The sequence below is a fragment of the Pseudoalteromonas sp. 4NS20-0020 genome (genome assembly GCF_057554385.1).
Genome location: NZ_BAAJMI010000004.1, coordinates 452,381 through 464,733 on the forward strand (window position 1 = coordinate 452,381; position 12,353 = coordinate 464,733).

12 protein-coding genes are annotated in these 12,353 nt (G+C 41.1%); 3 read left to right on the forward strand and 9 right to left on the reverse strand.

The window, feature by feature from the left end; genetic code table 11:
* Window positions 1–151 precede the first annotated feature (151 nt).
* Window positions 152–1,435, forward strand: coding sequence for an aromatic amino acid transport family protein (locus AC27JL_RS12670; protein WP_487195753.1), 1,284 nt, complete (start codon window positions 152–154; stop codon window positions 1,433–1,435).
* 127 nt (window positions 1,436–1,562) lie between these two features.
* Complete coding sequence (locus AC27JL_RS12675; RefSeq protein ID WP_487195754.1) at window positions 1,563–2,906, forward strand: M24 family metallopeptidase; 1,344 nt, start codon at window positions 1,563–1,565, stop codon at window positions 2,904–2,906.
* A gap of 95 nt (window positions 2,907–3,001) precedes the next feature.
* Here the strand turns inward: AC27JL_RS12675 and speD are convergent, their stop codons facing one another.
* The 8 genes from speD to AC27JL_RS12715 all read right to left on the reverse strand — a co-directional run bounded on the left by speD (window position 3,002) and on the right by AC27JL_RS12715 (window position 10,844).
* Window positions 3,002–3,814, reverse strand: coding sequence for an adenosylmethionine decarboxylase (speD, locus tag AC27JL_RS12680; RefSeq protein ID WP_006791283.1), 813 nt, complete (start codon window positions 3,812–3,814; stop codon window positions 3,002–3,004).
* Between the two features lie 88 nt (window positions 3,815–3,902).
* Window positions 3,903–4,316 carry an OsmC family protein gene (locus tag AC27JL_RS12685; protein WP_006791284.1) on the reverse strand — a complete coding sequence of 138 codons (414 nt, stop codon included), beginning with the start codon at window positions 4,314–4,316 and terminating at the stop codon, window positions 3,903–3,905.
* 89 nt (window positions 4,317–4,405) lie between these two features.
* The gene (locus AC27JL_RS12690; RefSeq protein ID WP_006791285.1) at window positions 4,406–4,753 is read right to left on the reverse strand and encodes a DUF3802 family protein; all 348 of its coding nucleotides are present in this window, start codon (window positions 4,751–4,753) and stop codon (window positions 4,406–4,408) included.
* 129 nt (window positions 4,754–4,882) lie between these two features.
* Complete coding sequence (astD, locus tag AC27JL_RS12695; protein WP_487195755.1) at window positions 4,883–6,352, reverse strand: succinylglutamate-semialdehyde dehydrogenase; 1,470 nt, start codon at window positions 6,350–6,352, stop codon at window positions 4,883–4,885.
* 15 nt (window positions 6,353–6,367) lie between these two features.
* Entirely contained in the window at window positions 6,368–7,384 is a 1,017-nt protein-coding gene (gene astA, locus AC27JL_RS12700) for an arginine N-succinyltransferase (protein ID WP_010557689.1), read from the reverse strand.
* An 85-nt stretch (window positions 7,385–7,469) separates the two neighbouring features.
* Window positions 7,470–8,675: an aspartate aminotransferase family protein gene (locus AC27JL_RS12705; RefSeq protein WP_006791288.1), complete on the reverse strand. Its 1,206-nt coding sequence runs from the start codon at window positions 8,673–8,675 to the stop codon at window positions 7,470–7,472.
* A 377-nt stretch (window positions 8,676–9,052) separates the two neighbouring features.
* On the reverse strand, window positions 9,053–10,216 hold the full coding sequence (locus AC27JL_RS12710) for an HDOD domain-containing protein (RefSeq protein ID WP_487195756.1): 1,164 nt from the start codon (window positions 10,214–10,216) through the stop codon (window positions 9,053–9,055).
* A gap of 46 nt (window positions 10,217–10,262) precedes the next feature.
* Complete coding sequence (locus AC27JL_RS12715; RefSeq protein WP_010557686.1) at window positions 10,263–10,844, reverse strand: anthranilate synthase component II; 582 nt, start codon at window positions 10,842–10,844, stop codon at window positions 10,263–10,265.
* Between the two features lie 243 nt (window positions 10,845–11,087).
* On the opposite strand from AC27JL_RS12715, the gene AC27JL_RS12720 reads away from it, so the two are divergent.
* Entirely contained in the window at window positions 11,088–11,330 is a 243-nt protein-coding gene (locus tag AC27JL_RS12720) for an HP1242/YdcH family protein (protein ID WP_058430008.1), read from the forward strand.
* 130 nt (window positions 11,331–11,460) lie between these two features.
* Here AC27JL_RS12720 and AC27JL_RS12725 read toward each other — a convergent pair whose 3' ends face one another.
* Window positions 11,461–12,270 (reverse strand): SDR family NAD(P)-dependent oxidoreductase, encoded by an 810-nt coding sequence (locus AC27JL_RS12725; protein ID WP_487195757.1) that lies wholly within the window; start codon window positions 12,268–12,270, stop codon window positions 11,461–11,463.
* Window positions 12,271–12,353 lie beyond the last annotated feature (83 nt).

Sequence of the window (12,353 nt, forward strand, 5' to 3'; positions counted from 1 at the left end):
ACTTTTACACCGCTGTTTCGTATTCATGACACTTGGGGGCTATTTTAACGCAGTTAATTGCGGCTCTAGGGCGCTAAAAACATGAAAAAGTGGGCCAAAAACTATATCCTTCGGCGCGGTTATTATTATAAATAATGGACGGCACACACACATGACAACACCTTTAGATGCAACGCATTCAAATGCATCAACACACACGCATTCAAGTGCAAATTCAAACGCAAAATCTAAATGGAACCTGCACGATACGCAGTGGACCTTAAGCCTTTTTGGTACCGCCGTTGGTGCGGGTATTTTATTTTTACCTATTAACATTGGTATTGGCGGTTTTTGGCCGCTGATTATTATGGCGTGTTTAGCGTTTCCGATGACCTTTTTAGCCCACCGTGGTTTAGCACGCTTTGTATTATCGTCTAAAAATAAGCATGCCGATTTTACCGATGTAGTTGAAGAACACTTTGGCGTTAATGCAGGGCGATTAATTTCGTTGTTATACTTTTTATCTATATTCCCTATTTTGCTTATTTACGGTGTGGGCTTAACCAACACGGTAGACAGCTTTATGGTAAACCAGCTGGGCATGGAGTCGCCGCCTCGCGTAGTGCTTTCGGGTGTTTTGGTAGCCGGTATGATAAGCCTAATGATGGGTGGCGAGCGCCTAATGCTGCGCGCGTTTTCTATTTTGGTGTATCCGCTTGTGGGTATTTTATTTTTTTTATCCTTGTATTTAATTCCTAGCTGGCAAATGCCAGACATGAGCCTACCTGAAGTGGGCAGCTTTAGTAAAACGTTGTGGTTATCTATTCCTATTATTGTGTTTTCGTTTAGCCATGCAGCGGCTATTTCAAGCTTTGTGCATGTACAACGCGAACACTATGACGACCTTGCTACACGCAAATCAGAAGCCATTTTAAAGCGCACAAGCTTACTGTTAATTGTGTTTGTATTGCTGTTTGTATTTTCGTGCGTGTTGTCGCTAACAGGTGAGCAGATGGCACAAGCAAAAGCCGATAATGTCTCGGTTTTATCGTACCTTGCTAACATTACCCATAACTCGTTTATTGCAACGCTTGGGCCTTTAGTTGCCTTTATTGCCATTACGTCGTCGTTTTTAGGTCACTTTTTAGGAGCCCGCGAAAGCTTTACAGGTTTGGTGACTAAGCAAACACAGCTTGGTGCTAAAACGGTAGATAAAATTGGCGTAGTTATTATGTTTTTTGCAATTTGGTTTTGTGCAGTTAAAAACCCAAGCATACTCGATATGATGGATCAGCTGTCGGGCCCTATTATTGCAATGATATTATTTATCATGCCTATGATTGCAGTTTATAAAGTACCGGCTTTGCATAAGTATCGTAACCGTTTAAGTACTTTGTTTGTGTTAGCGGTAGGTGCGCTTGCGGTATTTGCACTTATTTACAGCATGATTAAATAACCCCCCTATTCATGCTAAAGCCCAGCGAGTTAGCTGGGCTTTTTTGTGTGCTGTTTATCTCAAAATGTTTTTTTATGGCTGCCATTAAGGCATGTTATAAATTAACTAGCCTAAAAATAAAACAATTATGCACCTTACAAAACAACTCCTACTTTGCGTGAGCTTACTTACCACGCTTGTTTTAAGCCCCTTAGCTAAAGCCGATGACGCGCCTGCTATTTTATCGATGAAAGAACGCGCTGCGTTTATAGATAATATAACAGAGCTTAGGGTAAACACATTAATGCCCAGCTTAATGAAGCAACACAACATCGATATGTGGCTGCTTATTAGCCGCGAATACAACGAAGATCCCATACTAAAAACAATGCTGCCAGCAACCTGGTTATCGGCAAGGCGTACCACCATTTTACTTTTTGCCTTAAATGAACAAGGCAATGTGGATGCTTACGCTATTGCGCCCTATAAAATAGGTAACGTATTTACAAAAGGCTGGGACAAAAAAGCGCAGCCAAACCAGTGGCAAGCACTGAACGATATTATTGAACGCTACAACCCAGATAACATTGCACTCAATACGTCTACCGATTGGGGTCATGCCGACGGCTTAGTGTTAGGCGATTACAATACCTTAATGACCAACTTACCTAGCGCTTATAAAAATAAAATAATATCGGCTGAGCCGCTGGCAGTTGCTTGGTTAGAGCAGCGTATTCCCCAAGAAATAGACATGTATAAACACATTGTTGCTATTGCGCACGCTATTATTGCAGAGGGTTTTTCAAGCAAAGTAATAACTGTGGGCAAAACAACCAGCGACGATTTAGTGTGGTGGTTTAGAGAGCGCGTAAAAGAGCTAAAACTGCAAACATGGTTTCACCCAAGTATTGCAATACAACGCGCCGACAGCAAATCGTTCGATCACGAAGACAGCTTTACTAATGGTTACGCCGACAACGTTATTCAAGCGGGTGACTTACTGCATGTCGATTTTGGTATTACGTACTTACGCTTAAATACCGACACCCAACAACATGCCTATGTTTTAAAGCCTGGCGAAACCAATGCGCCCGCTTACCTTGTTGATGCGCTTAAAAAGGGCAATAAACTCCAAGACATTTTTACCGCTGAATTTAGCGAAGGTAAAACGGGTAATCAGGTATTAAAAGCCGCTCGCGAAAAAGCCATTGCCCAAGGTTTAAAACCCACTATTTATACGCACCCGCTTGGCTATCATGGTCATGCTGCGGGTACCACACTGGGTATGTGGGATTCACAACAGGGTGTACCCGGCGATGGCGACTACCCACTGCATTTAAATACCGCTTACTCTATTGAGCTTAACAATGCGGTGTTTATAAAACCATGGAATAAAGAAATACGCATAATGCTAGAAGAAGACGCTATTTTTGATAAAACCGGCGTGTGGTACTTAAACGGCCGACAAACCGAGTTGTTACTTGTTAAATAACCTAAACTCTGATGTAAGTGATTTATAGGTATATTTATTAACGCATACAAAAACGGCGCTCAATGAGCGCCGTTTTTATTTAACTAACGTGACTATTATTCTGTTTCTGGCAGGTTACGACCATAGAATATTTCTTGCATTTCACGGTTTAGCTTAGAGCGAATTTCTTCTTCTTCATCATCCGATAAATCAGTTGTAGAAAGACCAAACAAGTATGTGTTCAGGTCGGTTTCTTTTAACATCATTTTGGTATGGAACAGGTTTTCTTGATACACGTTTACGTCCATCATTTGGTACGCTTCTTTAGTATCGTCTGTCATGAAGTTTTGAATTGAGTTAATCGCGTGGTCAATGTAGTGCTTAACGCCGTTTACGTCGCGAGTAAAACCACGAACACGGTAGTCAATCGTTACCACGTCAGACTCTAAACTATGAATTAAAAAGTTTAATGCTTTAAGCGGCGAAATAATACCACACGTAGATACTTCAATATCAGCACGGAATGTACAAATACCATCATCAGGGTGAGCTTCTGGGTATGTGTGTACACAAATATGGCTTTTATCTAGGTGTGCAACCACTGAATCAGGTAATGGGCCTGGTGCTTCGTCAGCATCGTAATTTTGCTGCTCTTCTACTGGCTCTTCCGAAACCAAAATAGTTACACTGGCGCCCTGTGGTTCATAATCTTGGCGTGCAACATTTAAAATATTGGCACCAATAATATCAACAACTTCACCTAAAATGTCGGTTAGTCTATCTGCACTGTACTGCTCATCGATATATTCAATATATTCTTTACGTTGTTGCTCGGTTTTTGCGTAGCAAATATCGTAAATACTAAAGCTTAAACTTTTGGTTAAATTGTTAAAGCCATGAAGTTTAAGTTTATCGAAGGGTTTGTTCATAATAAACCAACCTATAAATTAGTGAAATCTGCACCTGCAGAATGAAAAGTTCGCGGATTTTATACGAATTTTCCTTATGGAAAAAGCGTTATTTTACCTGTTCTTGCACAACTTCATGGCTATGAGTAATTTCTACTGTTTTATCAAGCATTAATGCTACTGAGCAATACTTTTCAGCAGACAAAGAAACAGCGCGTGCAAGGTGCTTTTCAGACACATTTTTGCCTGTAACAACAAAATGTAAATTGATTTTAGTAAATACGCGAGGAGCGGTTTCGGCGCGTTCGGCACTTAATTGTACTTGAACGTCTGAAAAGTCTTGTTTGGCTTTTTTTAAAATACCCACAACATCAACCGATGAACAACAACCAACCGACATCAATACCATTTCCATTGGGCTAGGGGCAGCACTGTCGCTACCGGTATCAAATACAACGTTGTGATTAGAATTAGAACGACCTACGAATGTATCGCCATCAACCCATTTTACATTTGCTTGCATGTTTTTATCTCAAAAATATTTTTCTTGATTGTAAGCAAGTTGGCCGCAGTTGCAAACGAAATGCGATACGCGGCGCTATAAATTGGGGATTAATACTGCTGCGAAACAGCGCTGTCGAAGAGGTTTTTAATTAAGCTTGCAAATTCGTCAATAAACTCATGTTGTTCAACCGTAACAGGCTGTGACGTAATGCTGCTAAGCACTTCTTGTAAGTCGTAAACAATACCATCAACCTCACGCACAATTAAGCTGCGTTGCTCTGTATTAAGGTTTGTGTGCTGTTCACAAATTAGCATGACGTTTTCGGCAATAACATCTTCTATGAGTTCCATTACCGTTGGAGCGCCTGGTTTTATCACACCTGGCTTCTCAAACAATGCTAAATTTTGAGTTAGATACATGATTAAATCATCGTACCCTTGCCTATCTAAAACCATGATATTTACCACCTAATAATATTACTTACGCTGATTTAAGCAGAAAGCGCGGTTGATTGCTAGCTTTGTGATTTAAGCATACAAAAAAAGCAGCCGAAGCTGCTTTTATACTAATTAAGTATTATTAACTTAATCTATTTTTAAGCCTGGGCTTAATGTTGCTGGCATGGCTACTTTTTCAAGCTCTACTGAAGCTACAGGGTATGCACAGTAGTCAGCTGCGTAGTACGCGCTTGCTCTGTGATTGCCTGATGCGCCAATACCACCAAATGGTGCAGCGCTAGACGCACCCGTAATTGGGCGGTTCCAGTTAACAATACCGGCACGAATACGACGTAAAAAGTGGTCGTAATCGGCTTCATTATCGCTAAGTAAACCAGCAGATAAACCAAAGTTTGTGTCGTTTGCTTTATCAATTGCGCTGTCAAAGTCGTCAAAGCGGAACACTTTTAAAAGTGGGCCAAAATGCTCTTCGTCTGGGAAGTCGCCAATTGCTGAACACTCAATAATACCTGGTGTTACAAAGCCTGTATTTGCTGTGTGCTCTAGTTCTACAAGGACCTTACCGCCAAGTTCAACAAGCTCGCTTTGTGCTTTAACCATACCTGCTGCTGCCGCTGATGAGATCATAGAGCCCATAAATGGCTGATCTTCATCGTCGTAGTTGCCTACTTTAATGGCTTTAGTTGCAGTAATTAGGCGCTCTAATATTGCATCGCCCTTACTACCTGTTGGTAAAAATAACTTACGAGCACAGGTACAACGCTGACCGCTCGAGATAAATGCTGATTGCACAATATCGTGAACAACGGCTTTAGTATCTTCAACGTCAGTAATAATAAGCGGGTTATTACCGCCCATTTCGAGAGCTAAAATTTTACCCGGCTGGCCTGCAAACTGTTCATGTAAAATATGACCTGTGCGCGATGAACCAGTAAAGAACAAGCCATCAATGCCTTTATGAGCAGCAAGGGCTTTGCCCGTTTCAACTTCACCTTGTACAAGGTTAATAACGCCTGCTGGTAAACCCGCTTTTTCCCACAACTTAAGGGTAAGCTCAGCCACTTTTGGTGTTAGTTCAGACGGTTTAAATACAACCGTATTACCCGCTAGTAACGCTGGCACAATATGGCCGTTTGGTAAGTGGCCCGGAAAATTATACGGGCCAAATACTGCTACAACACCGTGCGGCTTGTGGCGAATCATCGCGCGGCCCAATGGCATTGCATTTTCAACATCGCCCGTGCGCTCTAAAAATGCTTTTTCTGAAATGGCAATTTTACCAACCATCGCACCTGCTTCAGTGCGTGTTTCCCATAGTGGCTTACCTGTTTCTTGTGCAATGGTGATTGCAAGCTCTTCACTGTTTTCTTTTAATTGTGCTGCGAATGCTTTTACTATTTCTAAACGCTCAGTAAAACTTTTATCAGCCCATGCGTAAAACGCTTCACGCGCAGCGCCAACAGCTGCATCAACTTGCTCTGCAGTGGCTGATGATGCTTGCCAAATAACATTGTTATTTGCTGGGTTTACTGAGTTAAATTCTGAGCCTTGGCCTTGTGACCATTGACCATTAATAAATTGTGCAGGATGAGTCATATACTTTCTCCTAAATTAAACTGGGGTTGCGCTAACAGTATCGCCCGTTTGTAATTGCAGGGCGTCGGCTACTTGTTGTGATAACACAACGGTTTTAGCGCGTTCGTCGAAACTCATTGATGCAACGGTCGCTCTAAAGTTTTCGAGCTTGTCGTTTGCTAATAACACCATGGTGTCGCCCGTTTGCTCACCAATTTCAACAATAAAGTCGTGTGAGTTACGTACTGTAGCAATATTATCTACTTTTGCTTCAACTGTTGGACCTGCGTCAAAAATATCAACGTAGCCGTTAAACGTGAAGCCTTCGCTTTTTAATAATTCAATCGCTGGGCGAGTATTATTGTGAACTTGACCGATTACCGCTTGCGCATCTTTACTCAATAAATTGACGTAAATTGGGTATTTAGGCATCAGTTCAGCAATAAATACTTTTTGGCCAATACCCGTTAAGTAATCTGCTGTTGGGAAGTCCATTGAGAAAAAGTGTTCTTCTAACCACTTCCAAAACGGGCTATTGCCGTTTTCATCAGACACACCGCGCATTTCTGCAATAACAGTTTCGGCAAAGCGTGCTTGGTGTTGTTTAATAAACATAAAGCGTGCTTTAGACAGCAGTTTGCCGTTACAGTTTTTGCGATAGCCGTCTTTCAAAAACAAGGTGCACAGCTCTGTTGCGCCAGTGTAGTCGTTACATAGCGTTAAAATATCAACCGCTTTGTAAACGTCTAGTGTGCGCGAAGAATGAATTACTTTACTTAAATGGTAATGATAAAACGCATCATCTAGGCCCACAGCAGCTTCTATTGCCGAGGTACCTACTACTTCACCTGTTTCGCTATCTTCAAGAACAAACAAGTAGCCTTCGTCACCGGGTTGTGACGTTTGTTTAGCAAATGAGCTTACTGAATGGTCAATCTTCTTTTGTAATAGCTCTTCGTTTAAAGGCAAAGATGTAAAACCATGGCCCGATTCGTGGGCGATTGTCAGTAATGCTGAATAATCATTTTGCTGGATTGGGCGAAGGATCATCATGAGTCCGCTTGCTCCCTTATAAATAACGGTAAATAAAATTCGTAGGGCAAACAATGTTTGCCCTCGGTAGATTGGCTAAAACAGCTTATGCGTTTACTACGCTTGCAACTGCTTTTTCAAAACGTGCCATACCTTCGCGAATATCCGCTTCTGGGATAACAAGAGACGGTGTAAAACGAACAACATCAGCACCTGCCACTAATGACATTAGACCTTGTTCAGTACCGGCTACTAAAAACTCTTTAGCACGGCCTTTGTATTGCTCATTCACAACAGCACCAATTAATAAACCTTTACCGCGAATTTCGCTAAATACGTTGTATTTTTCGTTTACCGCTGCAAGGAGTTCGTTAAATAAAGCTGCTTTTTCTTTTACACCGGCAAGTACGTCGGGTGTGTTAACAGTATCAAATGCGGCTTCGGCAACAGCACATGCAAGCGGGTTACCGCCGTAAGTAGAACCATGAGTACCTACTTTTAGATGCTGTGCAATATCTGTTGTAGTCAACATTGCGCCAATTGGGAAACCGCCGCCTAATGCTTTTGCTGAAGTTAAAATATCAGGTACTACATTTAAACCTTGGTATGCGTACAAGTCACCTGTACGGCCAACACCTGTTTGTACTTCATCAAAAATAAGTAGCGCATTGTGTTTAGTACATAAATCGCGAACTTGCTGAGCAAACTCGTCAGTTGGTGAAACAATACCGCCCTCACCTTGCAGTGGTTCCATCATTACGGCGCATGTTTGGTCGCTAATTAGCGCTTCAAATGCGGCTAGATCGTTGTAATCACAATGTACGATGTCACCCGGCTTAGGACCAAAACCATCTGAGTATGCCGCTTGGCCACCAACAGTTACAGTAAAGAATGTACGACCGTGGAAACCTTTATTAAATGCGATAATTTGTGATTTTTCTGGGCCAAACTTATCAAGTGCAAAACGACGCGCTAATTTAAGTGCGGCTTCGTTCGCTTCTGCGCCAGAGTTAGCAAAGTAAACTTTTTCACCAAAAGTGGCATCAACCATTTTTTTAGCGAGGCGAAGCGCCGGTTCATTAGTCATAACATTTGATAAATGCCAAATTTTTTCGCCCTGTTCTTTTAATGCACCTACTAAAGCAGGGTGACAGTGGCCAAGACAGTTAACAGCAATACCACCAGCAAAGTCGATAAACTCTTTGCCTTGTTGATCCCATACGCGAGAGCCTTCGCCTCGAACAGGAATTACGCTTGAAGGTGCGTAGTTAGGAACCATTACGTGATCAAATAATTCGCGATTGACTGTCATTTTATTTCCTCTTAATTGTGATCTACACAAAGCATAAATAAGTGTTTGATTAAAAATATTAACCAAGCTTTTAAGTACCTTCAGGTGTCTGTTGGGTACAAAAAACTGCTTTGTGGTTCAATTTTCAGACGCCCATTATTTCAGAATTAGTGGTAGCTGTCTCGTTAAAAACTTTCATGTAACCCTTGAAAATAAAGGGCTTAAGATATTATTTCATAGATAGTGAATAACTATTTGCATACCGAAACACATTTATTTTTTATCAACTAACCGCATCAGTAGTGACCTGCATAGGCTTTTACCACTAAATAACTTTACGGATGAATCAGTGGGAATGAATGAATAGTCGTAAAAAAATTAACAAAAAATTTAATTTTTTAGTCAATTTGAATAGCAAGATTGGTAAAATTGCTTGTTTGAAGGGTTTTTAGTTCCGTTTTAGTGAACTGAAAATACGAAAACCACGCTGTGGTTTCGTCGGGCTCAATTAGTTGGTGTTCTTTTAAAATTAAGTACTGGGAGTAACACCGCGCTTTTAACATGACCTGCGTTAACGGTAAGGCACTATCGCCTTTATTTACGCCATTTTGTAGCTGTTCCATCACGCCTTTAAATGGCAAATATTTAAAGGCCATTTTGTCGATGACTCGCGCACTGACCTGAATTGACTTATTGCACAGCAATGTAGTTAAAAATAAAGGGTCGGGCTTTAGCTCTAATAATGCTGTGTGGAGGTCTTTTTGGTTTTCTTGACGTGCTATTTGTACTTTTCGTTGCCAAACCTGCTCAAAGGTTTTTAAGTACAAACGTACTAACGTAATACGCCCTACATCTAATAACATACCCAAGGTAAATGCGTGTATCTCGTTTGCGTCGTTTAGTTCTGCAATTTTTTGCGCGGCAATGGCGTTGGCCATTGCGCTGTCTCTGAGCCTACGTTTTAGTAACGAAAAAGGCTCGGTACTATGGGGCATCCAATGGCGAACTGCAAATGTGGGAATCACTAACTGTAAGTTATCAAGCCCTATGTAACGCAGAGCAAGTGCAGGGCTGTCTACTTTTACCGCGGTATTTTTTTTACTACGCTGGTTTCGGTAATACGGGAGGTTAACCAACGTGACCAATTCGCGCCCTAGCCAGCTTAAATCGTTTACTAACGGCTCTAAACGGCCAACTGAGGCCGACTTTACAGCTAATATATCTAAAATAGTGGCAACGCTGTCTTCAATCCCTATTGTTGTTTGAATCACTGCGTCCATATCTTCGAGCTGTTTAAATATAGCTGTTTCAATTACTTTATGAAGCTGTTCGCTGGCTTGTGCACGGTACTTATGATGAGCGGTACTTGTTTGCTTACGCTTTTGTTGCGCTGACACTTCAACCTGCAACAAGGTACGCTGCTTCATAGGCTCGCCGTAATCAATATCTAAGGTATGAATAAACCCAATTTGCTGATGCGCAAAACTATGACCCAACAGCAAATCGTGTGCCCGTTGATCAAGTATTTTTGCTGTACGCTGTTGTTGTGCAAGTTCAGTCATAGTGCTCGTTAAATAGTAAGTATTGAATACGTTCAGTGCTATTAGACTAGAAGCGAGTTAAAAAGTTATCAAGCAGCGTTAATCCCTGCTCGGTTAGAATAGCTTCAGGGTGAAACTGCACCCCTTCAATTGCTAACTCTTTGTGTTGCATGCCCATTATTTCGTCAAACTCACCTTGCGGTGTTTGTGTCCACGCTGTTATTTCAAGTTCGTTGGGCAACGACTGCGCTTTAACCACCAGCGAGTGGTAACGACAAACCGTTAACGGATTAGCTAATCCTTTAAAAACACCTTTATTGGTATGCGTTATGGGAGATGTTTTACCATGCATTACTTTTTTAGCGCGCACCACATCCCCGCCTAAAGCTTGGGCAATCGTTTGATGTCCCAAGCAAATCCCTAATATAGGAAATTGGCCTTTTAAGTGTTCAACTACACTTAACGATATACCAGCTTCATTCGGTGAGCAAGGACCCGGAGAGATAACTATATGCTCCGGATTAAGTTGTTTAATTTGCGCAATGCTCAACTCGTCATTACGTTTTACTAATACGTCTTGATCCAATCGCTGAAAGTACTGCACTAAGTTATAGGTAAACGAATCGTAGTTATCGATCATTAAAAGCATGTAATTAAGTACTCAATAAAGATAGTTATCGGGAGTATTTAGGCGTGCTGCATTCTAACCCAAGCCGTTATGAGTGTCAGTGATTTGCAGCTAGATAAATAGTAATTCCCTCTTTAGCATGACGTAACACTTACTTACCCTATTAAATTTTTGATGCGAGTGGTTGAATTCCCCTTATTTAAACCCAAGCTCATTAAGTGACAGCTTATTTTGTGTAAGCTTATTTTTTACTAAGGAGCGACTATGTTAGGCGAAGACCATTCATTAACAAACGACTTTCCTGAGCACATAAACACGATAAATACGTTGAACAAAAGTGATGCTGACTTTGCAGAAAAAGCCGAGCAGTACAATAAACTAGATAAAGAAATAAGAATATTAGAATTGGACGGTGCGCCTATTAGCGATGAGCAAATGCACCAGCTAAAACACGACCGTTCTGAATTAAAAGATTGGTTGTATCAGCGTTTAATAAACGCACAATAAATATAAAATTCCAAAAACAAAAAAGAGTTCGCCATTTTAAAGTGGTGAACTCTTTGTTTGTCTTCAATGAAACTTTATACGGTGTATAACTAGGTAATACACTCTATAACCAACGCTCAAATTGCGTTAGCTATATTGCTAGCTGTAATAACTTTAAATCGAGTGCATCTATTAGCTGTTGATTTTTAGCATCATTCAATGCATCTGCGTGAGGGGCTGAAAAGCACTCAGCGTCATTATCAAAGTAAAGCCCTGTTGAATTACTAAACTCATCGCTTAGTGCAGCGCGGCAAAATATATCGGCACCTAACTTTAAATCGCCGCCATTAAGGCCGTATGCGTCTTTAACCATTTTGCTGCCTAGTAGCGACTTAGGGTTAACCGATACAACCAATGGACCACTACCTTTAAGTTTTAAACCCATATGACGCGACCACATTGTAATTGCCAATTTGCTTTGTGCGTATGCTGCGTTATCTGACAAAAAGCTTTGCCCAATCAGTGCATCTAAGTTGACTGTTGCTTGCGCCGCTGACGACACATTAACAATTCGCCCTTGGGTATCAAAAAGCGGTAATAGTAAAGTTGTTAATAAATAAGGCGCTAATGTATTTACTGCAAATCGTGCATCAAGACCATCTGCAGTTTCAGGGTTGTCGAGCTTAAACACACCTGCATTATTAATAAGTACATCTAGGTGTTTATGGTCGGCTGTAATTTGTTTAGCCAGATTACGCACCTGCGCCATTTCACTCAAATCAGCCACGTAAGTTTGTGTGCTTGCTTGCGGATAATCGTTATTGAGTAAAGTGTGTACTTTATTGAGCTTTTGCGCATTACGCCCGTGAAGAAGTACGGTATGACCTTGCGCTAGCAACATTTTAGCCGTTTCAAACCCAATGCCATCTGTTGCACCTGTGATTAAAATTTTTTTGTTCATACCTAGCTCCATGTTATGTAATACAGCGCTTACACATTTAACGAATTACGATTGTGAAATAATAGCATTGCCATCTTTGAATG